Below are 24,393 nucleotides of genomic sequence, written 5' to 3'. Positions count from 1 at the left end.
ACCCTGGGGGGTATGGAACGTATGCTCTACCTGATGCGCCACGGCGAGGCCGCGGCGCATTCCGTCGCCTCCGACAAGGAGCGCCCGCTCAGTGACTTCGGCCAACGGCAGGCCGCCGCGGCCGGTGCCCTGCTGGCCGACGCCGGTATCCAGGTCGTGATGAGCTCCAGCGCCGAGCGCTGCCGCCAGACCGTCGCCGGCCTCGCCCTGCCCGGCGAGCCTCGCGAGGAGTACCAGGACGCGCTCTACCTGGCCGACGTGGAGACGCTCCTGCAGCGGATCGGCGAGATCGAGGACGAGGTCGACTCCCTGCTGGTGGTCGCGCACTCCCCCGGGCTGCCGATGCTGGCCAACGAGCTGTCGTACGACGCGGGCCACGGGGATGCGGACGCCGTACGCTGTGCCTTCCCCGTCTCCGCCGTGATGGCGGTCCAGCTGCCGTGCACCTGGGCCGAGCTGGCCGATGGCGAGCGCAGTGGCGTACGCCTGCTGGGCACCGTCGGCTCGGAGGGCAACGACCCCGCTTCCTGCTGATCAGCCGGCGGACTGCTCGCGTGACTGGCGGCTCTCGCGCTCCAGCGCCTCGAGCACCTCGTCCGACTCGACGTCGTGGGAGGAGTGCGACTGGACGTGCACGTAGGTGTCGGTCCGGTGCAGCACGGCGGTCAGCTCCTGCTTGACCTCCTCGGCCAGCCGCCGGGCCCGCAGCACCGTCCAGTCGTCCGGGACGCACATGAAGGCGTGGACCAGCGCCGTCTGGCCCTGCTGGACGGTCTGGTTGCGCAGGAAGTGCACGGGTTCACGCGCGGCGACCCTGGCCTCCACCTCACGCAGCAGCGCCAGCTCGGACTCCTCGATCGAGCTGCTGAGCAGCAGGGTCCCGGAGCGGCGCAGCAGGCCCCAGCCGGTGACCAGGATGTTGACGCCCACCAGCAGGGCGACGATCGGGTCGAGCGGCTGCCAGCCGGTGACGAATACCAGCCCCACCCCGACCAGCACGCCGGCCGAGGTCCACACGTCGGTCATCAGGTGCTTGCCGTCGGCCTCCAGCGCGATCGAGCGGTGCCGCCGGCCGACGCGCCGCAGCACGAGCGCGACCGCCAGGTTGATCAGTGAGGCACCGGTGGACAGCAGCAGGCCCACGCCGATCTCCTCGACCGGAGCCGGGTGGATCAGCCGCTGGATGGCGGTGTAGACGATCAGTGTCGCCGCGACCAGGATCATCGATCCCTCGGCGAGGGAGGAGAAGTACTCCGCCTTGCCGTGCCCGAACGGGTGCCCCTCGTCGGCCGGCTTGGCGGCCAGGGTGAGGGCCCAGACACCGATCAGCGCGGCGGCCAGGTTGACCGTGGACTCCAGCGCATCGGACAGCAGGCCGACCGATCCGGTCAGGTAGGCGGCGCCACCCTTGATCGCCATGGTGGCCAGCGCCGCGGCCACGGACAGCCACATGAAGCGGCGGAGGAAGTGGAGGTCGACCGGGCGACCGGCGGTCTCGTTGGTGCTCATGTACAACAACGGTAACCGTCGGCGGCCCCCCGGGATACCGAGGAAAGGCTTGGCTACGGGGCGGTCGGACGAGCTGGTGGACGTATGGATGGACGTACGGCCGCGGCACTCGACGCCGAGGTCCGCGGCCGTACGCCCGGCTGGCTCGGGAGCCTCAGTGGCCGAACTCGAGCGGGGAGACGATGTCGGCGTTCGGGTCCGCCAGCGCGTCGATGGCGGCCATCTGCTCGGCCGAGAGCTCGAAGTCGAACAGGGACAGGTTCTCGACCTGGCGCGCCGGGTCCGCGGACTTCGGTACCGCCACGATGTCCTGCTGGACCTCCCAGCGCAGCACGATCTGGGCCGGGGTCCGGTCGAGCTCGCGAGCGGCGTCGGCGACGGCGGGTGCGGCCATCAGGTCGTCGCGGTGGTAGCGGCCCAGCGGGCTCCAGGCCTCGGTGACGATGCCCTTCTCGCGGTGGATCGCCTGCAGGTCGCGGCGGGGGCGCGTCGGGTCCAGTTCGATCTGGTTGACCTCCGGCACGTAGCCGGCATCGAACAGCGCCTCGAGGAACTCAGCGGTGTAGTTCGACGTGCCGACCGACCTGGTCAACCCGGCCTGCTGCGCGGCGAGGAGACCCTCGAAGGCCTCGACGTAACGGCCGTGCCCGGGGTTGGGCCAGTGCACCAGGCACAGGTCGACGTAGTCCAGGCCCATCCGCTCCAGCGCCGCCTCGAGCGCCTGGGTGACCAGGTCACGCCCGTGCCACTTCTGGTTGAACTTGGTGGTGACGAACACCTCCTCGCGGGGCACGGACGCCTGCAGGACGCCGGCGCCGACGGCGGCCTCGTTCTCGTAGTTCTCGGCAGTGTCGACCAGGCGGTAGCCGGCGTCGATGGCGGTGGCCACCGCCTCGGTGCACTCGGCACCGGTCATCGGCCAGGTACCGAGGCCGAGCAGCGGCATCCGGCCCCCGCCGAGCAAGGGGACAGTGGGCGCGAGGTTGGTCGTCATGGATCACTCCTGGTGGTCGAGGGACCGGGGCCTGCGCGGCCGGTGGGTGCACGGCGCACCCACCGGACGGTGGCCACCGGACGGTCAGGTCCCACTCTGGCAGGCCGCACCGACGAAGTGAACGAGCTGGACCGAAATCGGACCCGGCAGGCCTGTTCAGCCGCCTGGCCGCGGCCTCCGAACCCGTCCGTCGCGGCGGCGGATCGGCCATGGTCCTGGATCCTCCGGGGTCCTCGGGCCGCAAGAAGTGACAGGACCGATAGTCTGGCGGCGGACTTGACCGAAAGGAAGCCCGTGCCTGCACCCAGCTCGACCTACCGACTCCAGATCACCCCGGACTTCACGCTGCGCGATGCGGCGGGGATGGTCGGCTACCTGCGTGACCTGGGGGTCGGTGCGTTGTACCTCTCGCCACTCCTGACCTCGACACTCGACTCCGAGCACGGCTACGACTGCGTCGACCCGACGCAGGTCGACCCCCAGCGTGGCGGCGAGTCGGCCTGGGCCGAGCTGGTCGAGGCGGCACGGGCGGCCGGTATCGACGTGGTGGTGGACATCGTCCCCAACCACCTCGGAGTGGCCGAGCCCGACCAGAACCCGTCCTGGTGGAGCGTCCTCAAGGAGGGCAAGGACTCCCCCTACGCGGGCTGGTACGACATCGAGTGGGAGCGCTTCCCGGTGCTGCTGCCGGTGCTGGGCAAGGACGGCGAGGACCAGCTGGCGCTGGTCGAGACCGACGACGGCGCCGAACTGCACTACTACGAGCACCGCTACCCGGTCGCCGAGGGCACCTGGTCCCCCGGTGACTCCGCCCGGGCGGTGCACCAGCGCCAGTACTACCGGCTGGTCCCCTGGCAGCTGGGCCGGGACGCCCTCACCTACCGCCGGTTCTTCACGGTGACCTCGCTGGCCGGCCTGCGGCAGGAGGACCCTGAGGTCTTCGCGGCCACGCATACCCGGATCGCCAAGTGGATCAGCGACGGTGACGTCCAGGGCCTGCGGGTGGACCACCCGGACGGCCTGGCCGACCCCGGAGGCTACTTCGTCCGGTTGCGCGAGCTGGCCCCGGACGCCTGGATCGTCGGGGAGAAGATCCTGGAGCGCAACGAGTCCCTGCCTAGCTGGCCGATCCAGGGCACCAGCGGCTACGACGCGATGTTCGATGCCGGCGCCGTGTTCATCGACACGTCCGCGGAGAAGCAGTTCACCCGGATCTACACCTCGATCACCGGTGACCACGTGAACATCGAGGACCACATCCTCGAGGGCAAGCTCAACGCGGCGTACGAGCTGCTGGAGGCCGAGCGCCACCGGATCGCCCGTCTGGCCCCCGCAGTGGAGCGCGAACCGCTGGAGTCGGCGCTCGCCGAGATCGCGGCCCGCTACGAGGTGTACCGCTCCTACCTGCCCCAGGGCGACGGCTACCTGCTGGCCGCGGAGCGCGCAGCCATCGAGGCCCGGCCGGACCTGAAGGAGGTCATCGGCCAGGTCACCGACCGGCTGCACGACCCGAAGGACCCGATGTCGGTCCGGTTCCAGCAGCTGTGCGGCGCGGTGATGGCCAAGGGTGTGGAGGACACGGCCTACTACCGCTACTCGCGCTACATCGCCCTCAACGAGGTCGGCGGCGACCCCGGAACGTTCGGGATCGGCGTGGACGAGTTCCACCGCCGAATGGTCGACCGGCAGCTGTACTGGCCCGAGTCGATGACGTCGCTGTCCACCCACGACACCAAGCGCAGCGAGGACGTCCGGGCCCGGCTCAACGTGCTGTCCGAGATCGGCGAGGTGTGGGCACCGTTCGCCCAGGGTTTCGTGGAGCGAATGGACATCCAGAACCGTTCGCTGGCCTACCTGCTGGCCCAGACCCTGACCGGGGCCGGCCCGATCGAGCGCGAGCGGGTGCAGGCGTACGCCACCAAGGCGATGCGCGAGGCGGCCGACCAGACCAGCTGGACCGACCCGAACGAGGAGTTCGAGCGGGTCGTGCACGCGGCCATCGACCGGGCGTACGACGACCCGGACAACGCCGAGAGGCTGCGCGTCATCCTGGACATGGTCACCCGCTCCGGCTGGTCCAACTCGCTGGGCCAGAAGCTCGTCCAGCTGACGATGCCCGGCGTGCCGGACGTCTACCAGGGCACCGAGATGTGGGACGACTCACTGGTCGATCCCGACAACCGCCGCCAGGTCGACTTCGCCGCCTGCGAGCGCATCCTGCAGGGCACCGAGGCACCACCGATCGACGCCACCGGCGCCGCGAAGCTGTGGGTCACCGGGCAGGCCCTGCGCCTGCGCCGGAACCGTCCCGAGCTGTTCACCGGGTACGCGCCGGTGCCGGCCGACGGCCCGGCGGCACAGCACCTGGTCGGCTTCGACCGGGGCGGTGCGATCACCCTGGCAACCCGGTTGCCGCGCGGCCTCGCCGCCGCCGGTGGGTGGCGGGACACGACCGTCCGGCTCGACGGAACGTACGACAGCCTGCTCCGGCCCGGGACCTTCTCGGGTACGGTCGAGGTGGCACAGATCCTCTTCGACTACCCCGTGGCCCTGCTCGTCCGTCGATGAGCCAGGGCCCCACGGCCCCCAAGGAAGGCACGACATGACCCTGCGCGTCGACATCTGGTCCGACATCGCCTGCCCGTGGTGCTTCATCGGCAAGCGCCGCTTCGAGGCCGCCCTCGCTGGCTTCGCGCACAGGGACGACGTACGGGTGACCTGGCGCTCCTACCAGCTCGACCCCTCGCTGCCGGAGCGGTACGAGGGCAGCGAGCAGGAGTACCTCGCCTCGGTCAAGGGCATGTCCTCCGAGCAGGTCGGCCAGATGCTCGGGACGGTCTCGGAGCAGGCCCGGACCGTGGGCCTGGAGTACGACTGGGACCGCCTGGTGCCGGCCAACTCGCTGCGCGCGCACCTGCTGCTGCACCTTGCCGCCGGCACGGGCGGCGTCGACGTCGGCGCGGTGAAGGACGACCTGCTGTCGGCGCACTTCCTGCGCGGTGAGGCGATCAGCGACCCGGAGGTGCTGGTGGCCGTCGGCGGCCGCCACGGCCTGTCCGAGGAGGCCGTCCGGACGGCGATGGAGGACGACCGGCTGCACGCCGAGGTGCTCGGGGACTTCAACACCGCGCGGTCGATCGGCGTCACCGGCGTGCCCTTCTTCGTGCTCGAGGACAAGTACGCGATCTCCGGCGCCCAGCCCACCGAACTCTTCGCCCAGGCCCTGCAGAAGGTGTGGGAGGAGGCCCACCCGGCCCCACGCAACTTCATCACCCTGGACTCCGACGGCGACGCCCCGGCGTGCGGTCCCGAGGGCTGCGACTGACGGCTGAGACCGAGCCCCGGCGCTGGCACAACTGATCCCGGGGCCCGGCCCCCAGCCCTCCACCCCATCACAGCCCCGGTGTCGGCGGGCGGCGGACATCCCGCTACTGGCAACACTTGGCATTCACTGTCCGACCTTCTCGGCGCCTCGTTAGGTTGAGAACGTCCCGAAGAAACAGTGATGACACGATGAGGAGTCAGGGCCGTGGTCGATCTCAAGGCGATGCCGTTCAACCTGGACGACGAGGGGGTGGCCTGGGTCGAACAGACCCTCGCGTCGATGTCACTCGACGAGAAGATCGGCCAGCTCTTCATCAACATGGGGTCCAGCCGCGACCCTGAGTACCTCAAGGGTGTGCTGGACACTTACCACATCGCCGGCGTGCGCTACCAGAAGGCGCCCGCGCCGGAGATCTGGGAGCAGAACCGGTGCCTGCAGGACAACACCAGGATCCCGCTGCTGATCGCCGCGAACACCGAGGCCGGTGGCAACGGTGCCGCCAACGACGGCACCTACGTCGGCCACGAGGTGAAGATCGCGGCAACCGGTGACCCGAAGTACGCGTACGAGATGGGCCGCATCTCCGGCGTCGAGGCGGCCGCCATCGGCTGCAACTGGTCGTTCGCCCCGATCGTCGACCTGAACAACAACTGGCGCAACCCGATCATCTCGGTGCGGACCTGGGGCAAGGACCCCGACCTGGTGCTGGAGATGTCGAAGGCCTACATGAAGGGCATCATGGAGTCCGGCATCATGCCCGCCGCCAAGCACTGGCCCGGTGACGGCATCGACGAGCGCGACCAGCACCTCTCCTCCGCCCCCAACTGGCTGTCCACCGACGAGTGGGACGCCACCTTCGGGAAGGTCTACCAGGGCCTGATCGACGCCGGCCTGCCCTCGATCATGGCCGGCCACATCGCGCTGCCGAGCTACCAGAAGAAGTTCGAGCCGCAGATGACCGACGAGGACATCCTGCCCGCCACGCTGAGCAAGGCGATCACCACCGACCTGCTGCGTGGCCAGCTCGGCTTCAATGGCGTCGTCGTCACCGATGCCTCGCACATGGTCGCGATGACCGGCGCGATGCCGCGCCGCGAGGTGCTGCCGACAGCCATCATGGCCGGCTGCGACCTGTTCCTGTTCTTCAACGACCCCGACGAGGACGTCGCCTGGATGAAGGAGGGCCTCTCGAACGGGCTGCTCACCCAGGAGCGCCTCGACGAGGCGATCACCCGCACGCTGGGCCTGAAGGCCAAGCTGGGCCTGCACCAGCGCTCCCGCGCCGAGCTGCTGCCGCCCAAGGAGGACGCGCTGGACAAGATCGGCCTGCCGGAGAACAAGGCCCTCGCCGTCGAGGTGGCCGACCGGGCGATCACCCTGGTCAAGGACCAGGACAAGCGCTTCGCCCCGCTGCCGATCTCGACCGAGAAGCACAAGCGGGTGCTGGTCGTCCCGATCGAGGGCTCGCCCAACCCGATGACCTCCCTCAGTGGCGGTGCCGGCCATCCCGCGGACTCCTTCGCCGAGAAGATGCGCGAGCGCGGCTACGAGGTGACCGTGTACGAGTCCCTCAAGCGCAAGGCCGAGGGCAAGGGCCCGGACGAGCTGGCCAAGCTGGTGATGAGCGCGTACGAGGGCAAGTCCCCGATCTCCGACATCACCGACAACTACGACCTCGTCATCTCGGTGGCCAAGGTCGACGGCCTGATGCAGCCGATCGAGCGCGTCTACTGGCCCTCCACCAAGGGCACGATGGACATCCCGTGGTACGTCCACGAGGTCCCGACGATCTTCGTCTCGTTCGCCTGCCCGAACCACCTGCCCGACGTCCCCCAGATCAAGACGTTCATCAACGCCTACGACGACAAGGACTTCACCCAGGACGCGGTGCTCGACAAGCTCGAGGGCAAGTCGCAGTTCACCGGCATCTCCCCCGTCGATGCCTTCGGCGGCCTGCCGGACAGCCACATCTGACCACCCGGCCCAGCGAACGAGTAAGGACTTTCCATGACCGAGAACATCCCCGCGGCCGCCCAGGTACTGGTCGACTTCAAGCCGACGAAGGACTTCTTCGCCGGTATCGACTCCGATGGCTGTGCGATGGACGCGATGGACATCAAGCACCTGGAGTGCTTCACCCCCGCGTACATCAAGGGGTGGGACCTGCAGCCGGTGTCCACCCTGGCCCGCGAGACGGCCCTGTTCGTCAACCTCGGCTCGATCACCCGCGGCCTGAACCGGTGGCTCGCCCTGCGCCAGCTGCTCGACCTGCTGCGGGACCGGGCGGAGGTCGCCGAGCGCGGCGTCACCATCCCGGACTACCCGGAGCTGACCCAGTTCATCGAGTCCGACCACCCGCTCTCCGACAAGGGCGTGGCCGCCTTCGCCAAGGAGCACCCCTCCGAGACCGCCGAGCGGATGATCGCCTGGGGCAACGACGTCAACGCCCGGATCGCCGACATGGTGCACGGCTGCGGCCCGTTCCCGGGGGTGCGCGAGGCCATGCAGGCGATGCACGACAGCGTGGACGAGATGACCGTCTCCGCCACCCCGCTGGAGGCACTCAACCGTGAGTGGAACGAGCACGGCATCGCCCAGTACATGCAGGTGATCGCCGGCCAGGAGATGGGCTCCAAGGCCGAGCACGTCCAGTACGCCGCCAAGGGCAAGTACCCCGACGACCACATCCTGCTGATCGGTGACGCCCCCGGCGACCGCGACGCCGCCTCGAAGGTCGACTGCCTGTTCTACCCGATCCTGCCCGGCCAGGAGAAGCACTCCTGGGAGCGCTTCAAGGACGAGGCGCTGGCCAGGTTCCTCGACGGCACGTACGCCGGCGCCTACCAGCAGCAGCTGATCGACGAGTACAACGCCAAGCTCCCCGACGAGGTCCCGTGGGAGACCGTCTCGGGGAACCGCAAGGTCTCGATGCCTCGGGTCAAGTAAGCCCCCTGCCGCGTACGCCCGTCACCACGACGGGCGTACGCGGCCCTCCGGCCCCAGCCGACCGATCGCCTTCACTCCGGCCAGCTGACCGGACCCTTCGCTCCGGCCCACCCGACCGGCCCCCAGCACAGCACACACGCACTACAGACAGGACGTCCCGATGCCCGCACAAGTCGACCTGACCCAGAAGCCCTACAACCTCGATGCCGAACGGATCGCCTGGGTCGAGGACACCATCGCCTCCCTGAGCGACGAGGAGAAGGTGGGCCAGCTCTTCGTCAACCTGTTCTTCTTCGGGGCCGACCAGTTCTCCGGCAACACCCTGACCAACAAGGAGATCCTGGCCAAGTACCACATCGGCGGGGCGCGTTACCAGGGCGGTACGTCCGACCAGGTGCAGAACCTGCTGAACGAGCTGCAGACGGACTCCAAGATCCCGCTGCTGGTGGCCGCGAACTGTGATGCCGGCGGCAACGGCGCCTGCAAGGACGGCACCTACATCGCGTCGGGCGCCCAGTCCGAGGCCTCCCGCGACCCCAAGGTCGCCCACGACGCCGGCTACGTCTCCGGCCGCGAGGAGGCCGCCCTCGGCGTCAACGTGAACTTCGACCCGTGCGTGGACATCCTCTACAACTGGCGCAACACGATCGTCAACACCCGGGCGTACGGCACCAACCCGGACGACGTCATCACCTACACCTCCGCGTACGTCGAGGGCCTCAAGGAGTCCGAGGTGCTGTGCTGCGTCAAGCACTTCCCCGGTGACGGCCTGGAGGAGCGCGACCAGCACCTGGTGCTGGGCATCAACGAGTTCGAGATGGACAAGTGGATGGACACGTACGGTCGCGTGTACGCCCACCACATCGCCAACGGGCTCGACATGGTGATGGCCGGCCACATCGCCGCGCCGGCCGTCCAGAAGGCCCTCGTCCCCGGTCTGCAGGACAAGGACGTGCTGCCCGCCACGCTGGCCCCGGAGCTGGCGACCACGCTGCTGAAGGAGAAGCTCGACTTCAACGGCCTGCTGATCACCGACGCCTCGCACATGCTCGGCATGACCTCCGCGATGCGCCGCGAGGACTACGTCCCCCGCTCGATCGCCGCCGGCTGCGACATGTTCCTGTTCTTCAACGACATCGACGAGGACTTCGGCTTCATGCTGAAGGGCTACCGCAACGGTGTCATCAGCGAGGAGCGGATGACCGATGCGCTGCGCCGCATCCTCGGCCTGAAGGCCAAGCTCCGCCTCCCCGAGAAGAAGGCGAACGGCACCCTCACCAAGGCGCCCGAGGAGCTCGAGGTCGTCGGCTGCGAGGAGCACCTGCAGATGCGCGCCGAGGCCGCGGACAAGGGCATCACGCTGGTCAAGAACACCCTGGACCAGCTGCCCCTCAACCCCACCGACCACAAGCGCATCCGGCTCTACTACCTGGCCGGTGAGAAGGGCGGCATCGCCGCCGGCAGCGACGAGACCGTCGACCTGGTCACCAAGGAGCTGGAGTCGCGCGGCTACCAGGTCACCCTCAACGACGGCACCACCCGGGTCAAGGGTGCGACGCTGAAGTACCGCGAGGAGGTGGACGCGGCGCTGGTCGTCGCCGAGGTGATCGGCTACGGCGCGCAGAACAACTACCGCATCCAGTGGAAGACCGCCATGAGCAACGAGTGCCCGTGGTACGTGTGGGAGGTCCCCACGTTCATGGTGTCGTTCAACTTCACCACGCACCTGCACGACGCGACCATGGTGAAGTGCTACGTCAACGCGTACGCCGCCAACGCGGAGACGGTCAAGCAGACGATCGACAAGCTCGAGGGCAAGTCGGAGTTCAAGGGCCAGCCGAACGACCTGGTCTGGACCGACAAGTGGCAGGCGCGCCTCTGAGGCCACTGGGGCCCTGGCTGGCACGTCGCTGAGACGGGCCTCGTCGGGTGCCTCCCCGGGACCCGGCACGGGCTCCACAGAGGATCGAGAAGGGCCGGTCACCCCCCGCGGGGTGGCCGGCCCTTTCCGTTGTGCTGTTGTGCCGGGTTCAGTCGGCGATCAGTTCACGACCCGGGTGCGCCTGCTGCCAGCCGTCGATCGCCCGCGTCCAGTCCTCCCCGTCGAACGTCACGACCGAGGCAGGGAAGAGCGAGTCCTCCTCGCGCATCATGTGCTCGTGCAGCTCCAGGACCTGGGCGGCGAACGCGGCCCGGTGCTCCGCGTCCGTGACGTCCAGCTCGCGCAGGAACGTGGCCAGGGCCCGATGCTCCTCGACCAGCGGGCGGATGTAGTCGGCGAAGTCGTCCGGGTAGCGGTCCACCATCACGGCGAACAGGCCGCCCTCCTCCCCCGCCCAGTGGCCCTCCAGCTCGGCGAGCAGGAGCGTGACGTGTTCCCGGGCCTCGTCGTACCTGCCCTCGTCCATCTGGCGCCGGGCGCGGTCGGCGAGGTCGCGGGAGCCGTTGTGTTCGGCGTAGTAGTCACGGATCAGCGTCTGCTCCTGGCATCCGCAGTAGTTGCACATGCGCCGATCCTCACACGAGGCTCCGGGAGGGTCAAGGGTGCCGGTTCCCGGACGGTGGCGCTGGAGTTCGCTGCCCTCGCCCCGGTTCGCCGCCCTCGGCCCCGGCTGGACGCTGCCCTCGCCCCGGTTCCTCCCCTCGGCCCCGGCTGGACTCTGGCCCCACTCCCCGCCACTGGCCAGGTTCGCTGCCGCCGGGGACGTTCGCTGCAGCTGGCCGACCTCACTGCCCTTGCAACGGCAGCGAGGCCTGAGAGGGGCATTGAAGTCCGCCAACGGCAGCGCACAGCTTCCAGGGCAGGCCTCGGCACCGCCTCGATCCGCCGCGACCCCCATGTTGGTTGCCCAGGCCGAGCCACGTCCCAGCCCAGGCCGCGCCCGGGCCCCACCCGAGCCGGGCCCCCACACGTACGCCCCGGACCCACGCATGACAAGAGGCCCGCCCCCTGACGGGGACGGGCCTCCTTGGTCGATCAGTCGAACCTGATCAGCGTGGCTGGTGCCACAAGGTCACTTGATGACCTTGGTCACGTTGCCGGCGCCGACGGTGCGGCCACCCTCGCGGATGGCGAACTTCAGGCCCTGCTCCATGGCGATCGGGTGGATCAGGGTGACCTTCATGTCGGTGTTGTCACCGGGCATGACCATGTCGACACCCTCCGGCAGCTCGATGGCGCCGGTCACGTCGGTCGTACGGAAGTAGAACTGCGGTGCGTAGTGGGCGAAGAACGGCTTGTGACGGCCACCCTCGTCCTTGTTCAGGATGTAGACGCGACCCTCGAACTCGGTGTGCGGGGTGACCGAGCCGGGCTTGCAGACGACCATGCCGCGCTGCACGTCTTCCTTCTTGGTGCCACGCAGCAGCAGGCCGACGTTGTCGCCAGCCTCGCCCGAGTCGAGCAGCTTGCGGAACATCTCGACGCCGGTCACCGTGGTGGACTGGGTCTTGTCGTGGATACCGACGATCTCGACGGTCTCGTTGACCTTGACGATGCCACGCTCGATACGGCCGGTGACGACGGTGCCACGACCGGTGATCGTGAAGACGTCCTCAACGGGCATCAGGAAGGGCTTGTCGGTCTCGCGGACCGGGGTCGGGATGTAGTCGTCGACCGCGTCCATCAGGTCCTCGACGGACTTGACCCACTCCGGGACACCCTGCAGGGCCTGGTAGGCGGAGATGCGGACGACGGGGCAGTCCTCGTCGAAGTCCTGCGAAGCCAGCAGCTCGCGGACCTCCATCTCGACGAGCTCGATGAGCTCCTCGTCGTCGACCATGTCGCACTTGTTCAGGGCGACGACCATGGCGGGCACGCCCACCTGGCGGGCGAGCAGCACGTGCTCGCGGGTCTGCGGCATCGGGCCGTCGGTGGCGGCCACAACCAGGATGGCGCCGTCCATCTGGGCAGCACCGGTGATCATGTTCTTGACGTAGTCAGCGTGACCGGGGCAGTCAACGTGCGCGTAGTGGCGCTTCTCGGTCTGGTACTCGATGTGGGCGATCGAGATCGTGATGCCGCGCTGACGCTCCTCGGGAGCCTTGTCGATGGAGTCGAAGGGGGACTCCTCGTTCAGGTCCGGGTACTTGTCGTGGAGCACCTTCGAGATCGCCGCGGTCAGAGTGGTCTTGCCGTGGTCGATGTGCCCGATGGTGCCGATGTTGACGTGCGGCTTGGTCCGCTCGAACTTGGCCTTTGCCACTGGGGCTCCTTCTTGATGGTCGCCTCACAGGTTGCGAGACGAGCGTGTTTTCTACCGGAGTACCGGTCTGACTACTGTCGGGTCGCCCGTGGGTGACCCAACTTAGTGTTCCCTCTCGGCGCCGCCCAGTCAAACCGATCGCCGTGGATCGGTCCGACTGCGCGGCGCCGTTCAGGAACTCAGGCGATCACTCGCCGCCGCGGGCCTTCTGGATGATCTCGTCCGAGACCGTCTTCGGGGTCTCCGCGTAGGAGTTGAACTCCATCGAGTACGAGGCCTGGCCCGAGGTCTTCGACCGCAGGTCGCCGACGTAGCCGAACATCTCCGACAGCGGGACGAGGGCGTGGACGACCTTGTTGCCGTGCTGGTCCTCCATCGACTGGACCTGGCCACGACGGGCGTTCAGGTCACCGATGACGGTGCCCAGGTAGTCCTCGGGGGTGGTCACGTCGACGGACATGATCGGCTCGAGGAGGACCGGGTTGGCCTTCTTCGCGGCCTCCTTGAAGGCCATCGAACCGGCGATCTTGAACGCGAGCTCCGAGGAGTCGACGTCGTGGTAGGCACCGTCGGTCAGGGTCACCTTGACGTCCTCGACGGGGTAGCCCGCGAGCACGCCGAACTGCATGGCGTCCTGGATACCGGCGTCGACCGAGGGGATGTACTCCTTGGGGATACGTCCACCGGTCACGGCGTTGACGAACTCATAGCCGGTGCCCGGCTCGCCCGGCTCCACGTCGATGATGACGCGACCGTACTGGCCCGAACCACCCGACTGCTTCTTGTGGGTGTACTCGAACTTGACGACCTTCTTCTTCAGCGACTCACGGTAGGCAACCTGGGGCTTGCCGATGTTCGCCTCGACGTGGAACTCACGCTTCATCCGGTCGATCAGCACGTCCAGGTGGAGCTCACCCATGCCGGCGATGATCGTCTGGCCGGTCTCCTCGTCGGTGTGGACCTGGAAGGTCGGGTCCTCCTCGGCGAGGCGCTGGATCGCGACGCCGAGCTTCTCCTGGTCGGCCTTCGACTTCGGCTCGATGGCCTGCTCGATGACCGGGGCCGGGAAGGTCATGGACTCCAGCACGACGGGCTTGGCCGGGTCGCACAGGGTGTCACCGGTGCCGGTGTCCTTCAGGCCCATCACGGCGACGATCTGGCCGGCGCCGATCGAGGCGATCTCCTCGCGCTTGTTGGCGTGCATCTGGTAGATCTTGCCGATGCGCTCCTTCTTGCCCTTGACCGAGTTGAGCACGGTCGAACCGGTCTCCAGACGGCCGGAGTAGACCCGGATGTAGGTCAGGCGGCCCAGGTGCGGGTCGGCGGCGATCTTGAACGCCAGCATGGACAGCGGCTCGCTGTCGCTCGGGTGGCGCTCGATGACCACGGACTCGTCGCCGGGCTTGAAGCCCTCGATGGCGGGGACGTCCAGCGGGGAGGGCAGGTAGTCGACGACGGCGTCGAGCAGCGGCTGCACGCCCTTGTTCTTGAAGGCGCTGCCGGTGAAGACGGCGGTGATCGAGCTGGACAGCACGGCGCGACGTACGGCGGCCTTCAGCTCCTCCGGGGTGAAGTCCTCGCCACCGAGGTACTTCTCCATGAACTCGTCGTCGTTCTCCGCGATGACCTCGAGGAGCTCGGTACGAGCGGCCTCGGCGGCCTCCTTCATGTCGGCCGGGATCTCCTCGATCTCGTAGTCCTCGCCGACGGTGGTCTCGCCGCGCCACACGAGTGCACGCATGTAGACCAGGTCAATGACGCCGTAGAAGCCGCCCTCGGAGCCCAGCGGCAGCTGCATGACAGCGGCCGTGGCACCCAGGCGGGTACGGATGGTCTGGACGGCGTGCTCGAAGCTGGCACCCGTGCGGTCGAGCTTGTTGACGAAGCAGATGCGCGGCACGCCGTACTTGTCGGCCTGGCGCCACACGGTCATCGACTGCGGCTCGACGCCGGCGACACCGTCGAAGACGGCGACGGCGCCGTCGAGGACGCGCAGCGACCGCTCGACCTCGACCGTGAAGTCCACGTGGCCGGGGGTGTCGATGATGTTGATCTGGATGTCGTGCCAGTGGCACGTGGTGGCGGCGGAGGTGATGGTGATGCCACGCTCCTGCTCCTGCTCCATCCAGTCCATCGTGGCGCCACCCTCGTGGACCTCACCGATCTTGTAGTTGATGCCCGTGTAGAACAGGATGCGCTCGGTAGTAGTGGTCTTACCGGCGTCAATGTGGGCCATGATGCCAATGTTGCGAACCTTGGCCAGGTCGGTTTCAATCTCGACAGCCACGAAGGGTACCTCTCGTCATGTGTGCGGTCATCGTCCGGGTCGACCGCGCGTGGCGGCTGGACCGGTGTTCAGTGTTGTGCCGGCCTTCGTATGCCTCGAGGGCGGTCTGGCCTGACGGGCGGCATGCGAGACGCAACCCAGCACAGGGTACGGCGACGGGCGCCGACGGGCCAATCCGCGGACGATGCGCGGAACGCGCACAGTCGGGGACCAGCCATCGGCGCCCGTGGCCGTGAGACATGGTTGTCACCAACGGTAATGAGCGAAAGCCTTGTTGGCCTCGGCCATCTTGTGGGTGTCCTCGCGACGCTTCACGGAGGCACCGAGGCCGTTCGAGGCGTCCAGGATCTCGTTCATCAGACGCTCGGCCATGGTCTTCTCACGACGGTCGCGGGAGAAGCCGACCAGCCAGCGCAGGGCCAGCGTGGTCGCGCGGGCCGGCTTGACCTCGATCGGCACCTGGTAGGTCGCGCCACCGACACGGCGGGACTTGACCTCGAGGGCCGGCTTCACGTTGTCCAGCGCGCGCTTGAGGGTCTGCACCGGATCGACGCCGGTCTTGGCGCGGGTGCCCTCGAGGGCGCTGTAGACGATGTTCTGGGCGACGGACTTCTTGCCGTCGACGAGGATCTTGCTGACCAGCTGGCTCACCAGCGGCGAACCGTAGACCGGGTCAGCGGGCATGGGGCGCCGAGGCGCGGGTCCCTTGCGAGGCATTACTTCTCCTTCTTCGCGCCGTAGCGGCTACGGGCCTGCTTACGGTTCTTGACACCCTGGGTGTCCAGCGAGCCGCGGATGATCTTGTAGCGAACGCCCGGAAGGTCCTTCACACGACCGCCGCGCACGAGCACCATCGAGTGCTCCTGCAGGTTGTGGCCGACGCCGGGGATGTAAGCGGTGACCTCGATGCCGCTGGAGAGACGCACGCGGGCGACCTTCCGCAGCGCCGAGTTCGGCTTCTTCGGGGTGGTGGTGTAGACGCGGGTGCAGACGCCACGGCGCTGCGGCGAGCCCTTGAGGGCAGGCGTCTTGCTCTTGGTCGCCTTGTCTGTCCGGCCCTTGCGGACCAGCTGCTGGATAGTTGGCACCGGCTGGTATCTCTTTCCGTTGTTCGGACTCCCCCGATGGCCGGGCTCGCCCTTGTCGTACGACTCCTGAACGGGGTCTGGATGACTCCTCTGCTGCGATCCCCTGCCCGGAGAGGACGAGCGCGCGGGGATCATATCCTCACGCGACGTCGGCTCCCGAAGGCGGGACGACCGCGGATCGCGGCTCTGCCAGGGGTGTTCCGGAGGTCCGTGGGCGGCCGACACCGCGTACGACGCGATACGGGGCCTCACCGGTTCAACCTCGATCGGCCCGGTTCGGCCGACCACCTCATGAGCGGGCGCTGCGATTGGTCCGGACACGCCGGACACAGATACCAAGGTTACCTACTCAGGGCCCGATGGTCAAAACGTCCCACCGGGAGGGCCCCCCGAGCCGCCGGTCACCCCGGTGGTGACAGCCGTGGGGGGCACCCGATCCCGGATGCCCCCCACGACGTCATTCACTTCAGCGGTACTCGCCCATGTCGAAGTCGTCGAGCGGCACCGAGGTACCCGCCCCCGACATGAGGTCGTAGTCGTACGCGTCGTAGCTGGCCATGGTGTAGGCCGCCGCCTTGGCTTCCGGGGTCGGCTCGACCCGGATGTTGCGGTAGCGCTCCAGGCCGGTACCGGCCGGGATCAGCTTGCCCAGGATGACGTTCTCCTTCAGGCCGAGCAGCGAGTCCGACTTGCCGTGGATCGCCGCGTCGGTCAGGACCTTGGTGGTCTCCTGGAAGGAGGCCGCCGACAGCCACGAGTCGGTCGCCAGCGACGCCTTGGTGATGCCCATCAGGACCGGACGGCCCTGGGCGGGCTGGCCACCCTCGGCCAGGACCTTGCGGTTCTTGGCGACGTACGAGGGACGGTCGATCAGCTCGCCGGGGAGCATGTCGGTGTCCCCGGACTCCAGCACCGTCACGCGACGCAGCATCTGGCGGATGATGATCTCCAGGTGCTTGTCGTGGATCGGGGCGCCCTGGGTGCCGTACACCTTCTGGACCTCGTCCACCAGGTGCTGCTGCACCGCGGCGACACCGAGGACCTCGAGCACGTCCTGCGGGTCGAGCTGGCCGTTGGACAGCTGCTGGCCGACCTCGACGTGGTCGCCGTCCTCCACCAGGAGGCGGGTACGGCGGCCGAGCACGATCTCGATCTCCTCGCCACCGTCGTCCGGCACGATGGACATCTTGCGTCCACGGTCGGTGACCTCCAGGCGGATCCGGCCGGCGGCACCCGCGATGGGGGCCTTGGCCTTCGGGGACCGGGCCTCGAACAGCTCGACGACACGCGGCAGACCCTGCGTGATGTCGTCACCGGCCACACCACCGGTGTGGAAGGTACGCATGGTCAGCTGGGTGCCGGGCTCACCGATCGACTGGGCCGCGACGATACCGACGGCCTCGCCGACGTCGACGAGCTTGCCGGTGGCCAGGGAACGGCCGTAGCACATGGCGCAGGTGCCGGAGTGGGACTCACAGGTGAGCACCGACCGGACCTTGACCTCGGTGATGCCGTTGGCCATCAGCATGTCGATGTTGACGTCGCCCAGGTCGACACCGGCCTGGAGCAGCACCTCGCCGTCCTTGACGATGTCGACCGCGAGGCAGCGGGCGTAGACCGCGACCTCGATCGTCGGGTCGGGCACGAGCTCGCCGTTGCGCATGATCGCGATCCGCTTGGTCAGGCCCGCCTCGGTACCGCAGTCCTCCTCGCGGATGATGACGTCCTGCGACACGTCGACCAGACGACGGGTCAGGTAACCCGAGTCGGCCGTACGCAGAGCGGTGTCGGCCTGGCCCTTCCGACCACCGTGGGTGGAGATGAAGTACTCCAGGACCGTCAGGCCCTCACGGAAGTTGGACTTGATCGGGCTCGGGATGATGTCGCCCTTGGGGTTGGCCACCAGGCCTCGCATGGCGGCGATCTGGCGCATCTGCGTCATGTTCCCTCGGGCACCCGAGTGGACCATCATGTAGATCGGGTTGGTCCGGGAGAAGTTCTTCTCCATCTCGGAGGTCAACTCGGCCGTCGCCTGCTGCCACAGCTCGATCAGGTTCGAGCGGCGCTCCTCGGCGGTGGACTTGCCGCGCTCGTACTGCTTGTCGATCGCGGTGGCCTTGGCCTCGTAGCGGGCGATCAGCTCGGGCTTGCTGTCCGGGGTCTCGATGTCGGAGACCGACACCGTCGCGCCGGACCGGGGGGCCCAGCCGAAGCCGATGTCCTTCAGGTTGTCGAGCGCCATGGCGACGGCGACCTTCGGGTAGCGCTCGGCCAGGTCGTTGACGATCCGGCTGAGCGGCTTCTTGGAGACCTCGTAGTTGACGTACGGGAAGTCCGCCGGCAGGGCCTCGTTGAAGATGGTCCGACCCAGCGTCGTACGCATCATGATGGTGCCGTCCTCGCGCAGCTCCTCACCCTCCGGCGGGACGATGTCCTTCATCCGGATGGTGACCGAGGAGCCGAGACGGATCTCGCCGAGGTCGAAGGCCATCCGCGCCTCGGCGGGGTCACGGAACACCCGGCCCTCGCCGGGCAGGCCTTCGCGCTCCTGGGTCAGGAAGTACATGCCGATGATCATGTCCTGGGTCGGCAGGGTGACGGGACGACCGTCGGCCGGCTTCAGGATGTTGTTCGTCGACAGCATCAGGATGCGCGCCTCGGCCTGGGCCTCGGCGGACAGCGGCAGGTGGACGGCCATCTGGTCACCGTCGAAGTCGGCGTTGAAGGCCGTACACACGAGCGGGTGGAGCTGGATGGCCTTGCCCTCGATCAGCTGGGGCTCGAAGGCCTGGATGCCGAGGCGGTGCAGCGTAGGTGCGCGGTTCAGCAGCACCGGGTGCTCGGTGATGACCTCTTCGAGGACGTCCCAGACCCGGCCGTCCTTGCGCTCGACCATCCGCTTGGCGGCCTTCACGTTCTGGGCGTGGTTGAGGTCGGTCAGGCGCTTCATCACGAAGGGCTTGAACAGCTCCAGCGCCATGGTCTTGGGCAGACCACACTGGTGCAGCTTCAGCTGCGGGCCGACCACGATGACCGAACGGCCCGAGTAGTCGACGCGCTTGCCCAGCAGGTTCTGGCGGAAGCGACCCTGCTTGCCCTTGAGCATGTCGGAGATGGACTTCAGCGGGCGGTTGCCCGGACCCGTCACCGGCCGGCCACGACGACCGTTGTCGAACAGCGAGTCGACGGCCTCCTGCAGCATCCGCTTCTCGTTGTTCACGATGATCTCGGGGGCCCCGAGGTCGAGCAGGCGCTTCAGCCGGTTGTTGCGGTTGATGACGCGACGGTAGAGGTCGTTCAGGTCGGAGGTCGCGAAGCGGCCACCGTCCAGCTGCACCATCGGGCGCAGGTCCGGGGGGATGACCGGGACGGCGTCCAGGACCATGCCCTCCGGCGAGTTGCCGGTCTGCAGGAACGCGGACACCACCTTGAGGCGCTTGAGCGCGCGGGTCTTCCGCTGCCCCTTGCCGGTCTGGATGATGTTGCGCAGGTTCTCGGACTCGGCCTGCAGGTCGAAGTCCCGCAGTCGCTGCTGGATCGCGGCGGCACCCATGGAGCCCGCGAAGTAGCGGCCGAAGCGCGACTTCATCTCGCGGTAGAGGACCTCGTCGCCCTCGAGGTCCTGGACCTTGAGGCCCTTGAAGCGGTCCCAGACCGCGTCGAGGCGGTCGATCTCGCGCTGGGCGCGGTCACGCAGGAGCTTGATCTCCTTCTCGGCCTGGGCACGGACCTTGCGGCTCATGTCCGCGGCGGCGCCCTCGGCCTCGAGCTTCTCCATGTCCTCCTCGAGCTTCTTCATGCGCTGCTCGATGGAGGCGTCCCGCTGCTTGGAGCGGTTGTTCTTCTCCTGGGTGATCTTCGCCTCGAGCGAGGGCAGGTCGCGGTGGCGACCCTCCTCGTCGACCCGGGTGATCATGTACGCGGCGAAGTAGATGACCTTCTCGAGGTCCTTCGGAGCGATGTCCAGCAGGTAGCCGAGCCGGCTCGGCACACCCTTGAAGTACCAGATGTGCGTGACCGGGGCGGCCAGTTCGATGTGGCCCATCCGCTCGCGGCGGACGTTGGAGCGGGTGACCTCCACGCCACAGCGCTCACAGACGATGCCCTTGAAGCGGACCCGCTTGTACTTGCCGCAGCTGCACTCCCAGTCCCGGGTGGGACCGAAGATCTTCTCGCAGAACAGGCCGTCCCGCTCCGGCTTCAGGGTGCGGTAGTTGATGGTCTCCGGCTTCTTCACCTCGCCGTGGGACCAGCCGCGGATGTCCTCGGCCGTGGCCAGGCCGATCCGCAGAATGTCGAAAGATGTCGCGTCGTGCACGATGTATCTCTTCCTCCCGTCTCGTCAGACGGGCTGATAGTCCTGAAAGAGTTGCTGGTGGGTAGGAGCTGTCAGCCCTGGGCGAGGGCATCGGGGCGGCGACGGAGGTCGACCCCCAAGCCGTCGGGGACGCGGTAGTTCTCGTCCTCGGAGTCGCGCAGGTCCTGCACGACGCCGTCGGAGGAGAGGACCTCCACGTTGAGGCACAGCGACTTCATTTCCTTGATCAGGACCTTGAAGGACTCGGGGATGCCCGGCTCGGGGATGTTCTCGCCCTTGACGATCGCCTCGTAGACCTTCACACGACCGGAGACGTCGTCGGACTTGATGGTGAGGAGCTCCTGCAGTGCCCAGGCAGCGCCGTACGCCTCCAGTGCCCACACCTCCATCTCGCCGAAACGCTGGCCACCGAACTGCGCCTTGCCGCCCAGCGGCTGCTGGGTGATCATCGAGTACGGACCGGTGGACCGGGCGTGGATCTTGTCGTCGACCAGGTGGTGCAGCTTCAGCATGTAGAGGTAGCCCACGCCGATCGGCTCCGGGAACGGGTCGCCGGAGCGGCCGTCGAACAGCCGCGCCTTTCCGGTGCCCTGCATGACCCGGACCCCGTCGCGGTTCGGCAGGCCGTGCTTCAGCAGCCCGGCCAGCTCCACGTCGGTGGCGCCGTCGAAGACCGGGGTGGCCAGCGTGTTGTCGCTCTCCACCCGACCCAGGCCGACCGAGCGCAGGCGCTCGGCCCACGGCTCCTCGACGTCGGTGACGTCCCAGCCGGTCTTGGCGATCCAGCCCAGGTGCAGCTCCATGACCTGGCCGACGTTCATGCGCGAGGGCACGCCCAGCGGGTTCAGGATGATGTCGACCGGGGTGCCGTCCTCGAGGAACGGCATGTCCTCGGCCGGCAGGATCTTCGAGATGACGCCCTTGTTGCCGTGGCGTCCGGCGAGCTTGTCGCCGATCGAGATCTTGCGCTTCTGGGCCACGTAGACGCGGACCATCTGGTTCACACCGGGGGCCAGGTCGTCGCCGTTGTCACGGTCGAACAGCTTGACGCCGATGATCGTGCCGGACTCGCCGTGCGGCACCTTCATCGAGGTGTCGCGGACCTCGCGGGCCTTCTCACCGAAGATCGCGCGGAGCAGGCGCTCCTCCGAGGTCATCTCGGTCTCGCCCTTGGGCGTGACCTTGCCGACGAGGATGTCACCGGTGGTGACCTCGGCGCCGATCCGGATGATGCCGCGCTCGTCCAGGTTGCCCAGCATGTCGTCGGAGACGTTCGGGATGTCCCGGGTGATCTCCTCGGCACCGAGCTTGGTGTCGCGGGCGTCGACCTCGTGCTCCTCGATGTGGATCGAGGTCAGGACGTCGTCCTGCACCAGGCGCTGGGACAGGATGATCGCGTCCTCGTAGTTCAGGCCGTTCCACGGCATGAAGGCCACGAGCAGGTTGCGTCCGAGCGCCAGCTCGCCGTTGTCGGTGCACGGGCCGTCGGCCAGCGGGGTGCCGGCCTCGACGCGCTGCCCGACCTGGACCAGCGGACGCTGGTTGACACAGGTGCCGGCGTTGGAGCGGACGAACTTCTCCAGCTTGTACGCCGACAGCGTGCCGTCGTCGTTCGAGATCTCGATCACGTCGCCGGTCACCGAGGTGACGCCGCCGTCCTTCTTGGCCAGGGTGACGTCACCCGCATCGACGGCCGCACGGTACTCCATGCCGGTGCCGACGAACGGGGCCTCGGAGCGCACCAGCGGAACGGCCTGGCGCTGCATGTTGGAGCCCATCAGGGCGCGGGACGCGTCGTCGTGCTCGAGGAACGGGATCAGGGCGGTCGCCACCGACACCATCTGTCGCGGCGAGACGTCCATGTAGTCGATCTGGGAGCTCGGCAGCGTGTCGACGTCGCCGTGGCGCTTGCGGACCAGGACGCGCTCCTCCGAGAAGGTGCCGTCCTCGTTCAGCGGCGCGTTGGCCTGGGCGATGACGTAGCGGTCCTCGACATCGGCGGTCAAGTAGTCGATGTCGGTGGTGACGCGGCCCTCGACGACCCGGCGGTACGGGGTCTCGATGAAGCCGAACGCGTTCACCCGGGCGAAGGACGCCAGCGAGCCGATCAGGCCGATGTTCGGGCCTTCAGGGGTCTCGATCGGGCACATGCGGCCGTAGTGCGACGGGTGGACGTCACGGACCTCCATGCCGGCGCGGTCACGGGAGAGGCCACCGGGGCCCAGGGCCGAGAGGCGACGCTTGTGCGTCAGGCCGGCCAGCGGGTTGTTCTGGTCCATGAACTGCGACAGCTGCGAGGTGCCGAAGAACTCCTTCAACGCCGCCACGACCGGGCGGATGTTGATCAGGGTCTGCGGGGTGATCGCCTCGATGTCCTGCGTGGTCATGCGGTCGCGGACCACACGCTCCATGCGGCCCAGGCCGGTGCGCAGCTGGTTCTGGATCAGCTCGCCGACCGTACGCAGACGACGGTTGCCGAAGTGGTCGATGTCGTCGACCTCGACGAGCACGTCGACGACCTCGCCGTTGGCGTCAACGCCGGGCAGGGTGTTCTGGCCGTCGTGCAGCGCGACGACGTAGCGGATCGAGGCGACGATGTCGTCGATCGTCAGTACCTGCTGGTCGAAGGGCAGGCCCATCCCCAGCTTCTTGTTGATCTTGTAGCGGCCGACCTTGGCCAGGTCGTAGCGCTTGTGGTTGAAGTAGTAGTTCTCCAACAGGTTCTTGGCCGCTTCGACGGTCGGCGGCTCGCCCGGGCGCAGCTTGCGGTAGATGTCCAGCAGCGCGTCGTCCTGGCCGGTGGTGTGGTCCTTCTCCAGCGTGTGCCGGATGGACTCGTACTGGCCGAACTCCTCGAGGATCCGCTCGTTGGTCCATCCCAGGGCCTTGAGCAGGACCGTGACCGACTGCTTGCGCTTGCGGTCGAGGCGTACGCCGACCTGGTCGCGCTTGTCGACCTCGAACTCCAGCCACGCACCGCGCGACGGGATGATCTTGCAGGTGTAGATGTCCTTGTCGGACGTCTTGTCCGGGGTGCGCTCGAAGTACACACCCGGGGAACGGACGAGCTGCGACACGACGACGCGCTCAGAACCGTTGATGATGAACGTGCCCCGGTCGGTGACGAGGGGGAAGTCCCCCATGAACACCGTCTGGGACTTGATCTCGCCCGTGTCGTTGTTCATGAACTCGGCGGTGACGAAGAGCGGAGCCGAGTAGGTGGCGTCCTTCTCCTTGCACTCCTCGACCGTGTTCTTCGGCTCCTCGAAGCGGTGGTCCCGGAACGACAGGGACATCGTCTCCGAGAAGTCCTCGATGGGGGAGATCTCCTCGAAGATCTCCTCGAGGCCGGACTTGGTGTTGATATCGGTGCGGCCCTGTTCGAGGGCCTCCTCCACCGACTCCTTCCAGGCATCGTTCCCACGGAGCCAGTCAAAAGACTTGATCTGCAGATCGAGCAGGTGAGGCACCTGCAGTGGTTCGTGGATCTTCGCGAACGAGATACGTCCCGTCGAGGAGATGACGTCGGTGTTCTTCGAGGCAATGCGCGCGGCGGCCAACAGTTTGGTCCTTCCAGAACTGGCAGGCGGTTGGATGCCAGTGCCACAGACCGGAGGACAGCAACGACCACGAATCCCGTCAACGGGGGCAGGATGGGCGTGGAGGAGCTGTGAGGGCGGCAGGCGACAACAGGCAAAGCACGACACTACCAGTCATAGTG

General features: G+C 67.8%; 15 protein-coding genes. 6 read left to right on the top strand and 9 right to left on the bottom strand.

Annotation, left to right across the window (positions count from 1 at the left end; all coding sequences use genetic code 11):
• Positions 1-12 precede the first annotated feature (12 nt).
• Positions 13-534, top strand: coding sequence for a SixA phosphatase family protein (locus GA0111570_RS15265; RefSeq protein ID WP_092613306.1), 522 nt, complete (start codon positions 13-15; stop codon positions 532-534).
• On the opposite strand, the gene GA0111570_RS15260 is transcribed toward GA0111570_RS15265, so the two are convergent.
• Entirely contained in the window at positions 535-1,509 is a 975-nt protein-coding gene (locus GA0111570_RS15260; RefSeq protein WP_092613303.1) for a cation diffusion facilitator family transporter, read from the bottom strand.
• A 154-nt stretch (positions 1,510-1,663) separates the two neighbouring features.
• The gene (locus tag GA0111570_RS15255) at positions 1,664-2,503 is read right to left on the bottom strand and encodes an aldo/keto reductase (protein WP_092613300.1); all 840 of its coding nucleotides are present in this window, start codon (positions 2,501-2,503) and stop codon (positions 1,664-1,666) included.
• Positions 2,504-2,797: 294 nt separating this feature from the next.
• On the opposite strand from GA0111570_RS15255, the gene treY reads away from it, so the two are divergent.
• From treY to GA0111570_RS15230, 5 genes are all read left to right on the top strand, one after another.
• A complete protein-coding gene (treY, locus tag GA0111570_RS15250) occupies positions 2,798-5,071 on the top strand; it encodes a malto-oligosyltrehalose synthase (protein WP_092613298.1) in 2,274 nt (757 codons plus the stop codon).
• 34 nt (positions 5,072-5,105) lie between these two features.
• Positions 5,106-5,828 carry a DsbA family oxidoreductase gene (locus GA0111570_RS15245; protein WP_175557534.1) on the top strand — a complete coding sequence of 241 codons (723 nt, stop codon included), beginning with the start codon at positions 5,106-5,108 and terminating at the stop codon, positions 5,826-5,828.
• A 204-nt stretch (positions 5,829-6,032) separates the two neighbouring features.
• Complete coding sequence (locus tag GA0111570_RS15240; RefSeq protein ID WP_092613295.1) at positions 6,033-7,802, top strand: glycoside hydrolase family 3 protein; 1,770 nt, start codon at positions 6,033-6,035, stop codon at positions 7,800-7,802.
• Between the two features lie 33 nt (positions 7,803-7,835).
• Entirely contained in the window at positions 7,836-8,774 is a 939-nt protein-coding gene (locus GA0111570_RS15235; protein ID WP_092613292.1) for an HAD family hydrolase, read from the top strand.
• Between the two features lie 160 nt (positions 8,775-8,934).
• A complete protein-coding gene (locus GA0111570_RS15230) occupies positions 8,935-10,656 on the top strand; it encodes a glycoside hydrolase family 3 protein (RefSeq protein WP_092613289.1) in 1,722 nt (573 codons plus the stop codon).
• A 148-nt stretch (positions 10,657-10,804) separates the two neighbouring features.
• On the opposite strand, the gene GA0111570_RS15225 is transcribed toward GA0111570_RS15230, so the two are convergent.
• The 7 genes from GA0111570_RS15225 to rpoB form a co-directional block, all read right to left on the bottom strand.
• Positions 10,805-11,281 carry a hemerythrin domain-containing protein gene (locus GA0111570_RS15225; RefSeq protein ID WP_092613286.1) on the bottom strand — a complete coding sequence of 159 codons (477 nt, stop codon included), beginning with the start codon at positions 11,279-11,281 and terminating at the stop codon, positions 10,805-10,807.
• A 507-nt stretch (positions 11,282-11,788) separates the two neighbouring features.
• Positions 11,789-12,979 carry an elongation factor Tu gene (gene tuf, locus GA0111570_RS15220; RefSeq protein ID WP_092613283.1) on the bottom strand — a complete coding sequence of 397 codons (1,191 nt, stop codon included), beginning with the start codon at positions 12,977-12,979 and terminating at the stop codon, positions 11,789-11,791.
• 187 nt (positions 12,980-13,166) lie between these two features.
• Positions 13,167-15,266: an elongation factor G gene (gene fusA, locus GA0111570_RS15215; protein ID WP_092613280.1), complete on the bottom strand. Its 2,100-nt coding sequence runs from the start codon at positions 15,264-15,266 to the stop codon at positions 13,167-13,169.
• Positions 15,267-15,512: 246 nt separating this feature from the next.
• Complete coding sequence (gene rpsG, locus GA0111570_RS15210) at positions 15,513-15,983, bottom strand: 30S ribosomal protein S7 (RefSeq protein ID WP_092613277.1); 471 nt, start codon at positions 15,981-15,983, stop codon at positions 15,513-15,515.
• Positions 15,983-16,354, bottom strand: a complete 372-nt coding sequence (gene rpsL, locus GA0111570_RS15205; protein WP_092613275.1) for a 30S ribosomal protein S12 — start codon at positions 16,352-16,354, stop codon at positions 15,983-15,985. The genes rpsG and rpsL overlap by 1 nt, the downstream gene beginning before the upstream one ends.
• A 466-nt stretch (positions 16,355-16,820) precedes the next feature.
• Positions 16,821-20,672 (bottom strand): DNA-directed RNA polymerase subunit beta', encoded by a 3,852-nt coding sequence (locus tag GA0111570_RS15200; protein ID WP_092613272.1) that lies wholly within the window; start codon positions 20,670-20,672, stop codon positions 16,821-16,823.
• A gap of 71 nt (positions 20,673-20,743) precedes the next feature.
• Positions 20,744-24,232 (bottom strand): DNA-directed RNA polymerase subunit beta, encoded by a 3,489-nt coding sequence (gene rpoB, locus GA0111570_RS15195; protein WP_092613269.1) that lies wholly within the window; start codon positions 24,230-24,232, stop codon positions 20,744-20,746.
• Between the last annotated feature and the right edge of the window lie 161 nt (positions 24,233-24,393).

The sequence above is a fragment of the Raineyella antarctica genome (assembly GCF_900092135.1).
GTDB lineage: Bacteria > Actinomycetota > Actinomycetes > Propionibacteriales > Propionibacteriaceae > Raineyella > Raineyella antarctica.
This window is presented reverse-complemented; position numbering and strand designations above follow the sequence as displayed.

What these genes read in the sequence shown, in the direction of transcription:
- GA0111570_RS15265 (WP_092613306.1), top strand. Translation starts at nt 13, where the DNA reads ATGGAACGTATGCTCTACCTGATGCGCCACGGCGAGGCCGCGGCGCAT.
- GA0111570_RS15260 (WP_092613303.1), bottom strand. Translation starts at nt 1,509, where the DNA reads ATGAGCACCAACGAGACCGCCGGTCGCCCGGTCGACCTCCACTTCCTC.
- GA0111570_RS15255 (WP_092613300.1), bottom strand. Translation starts at nt 2,503, where the DNA reads ATGACGACCAACCTCGCGCCCACTGTCCCCTTGCTCGGCGGGGGCCGG.
- GA0111570_RS15245 (WP_175557534.1), top strand. Translation starts at nt 5,106, where the DNA reads ATGACCCTGCGCGTCGACATCTGGTCCGACATCGCCTGCCCGTGGTGC.
- GA0111570_RS15235 (WP_092613292.1), top strand. Translation starts at nt 7,836, where the DNA reads ATGACCGAGAACATCCCCGCGGCCGCCCAGGTACTGGTCGACTTCAAG.
- GA0111570_RS15230 (WP_092613289.1), top strand. Translation starts at nt 8,935, where the DNA reads ATGCCCGCACAAGTCGACCTGACCCAGAAGCCCTACAACCTCGATGCC.
- GA0111570_RS15225 (WP_092613286.1), bottom strand. Translation starts at nt 11,281, where the DNA reads ATGTGCAACTACTGCGGATGCCAGGAGCAGACGCTGATCCGTGACTAC.
- rpsG (WP_092613277.1), bottom strand. Translation starts at nt 15,983, where the DNA reads ATGCCTCGCAAGGGACCCGCGCCTCGGCGCCCCATGCCCGCTGACCCG.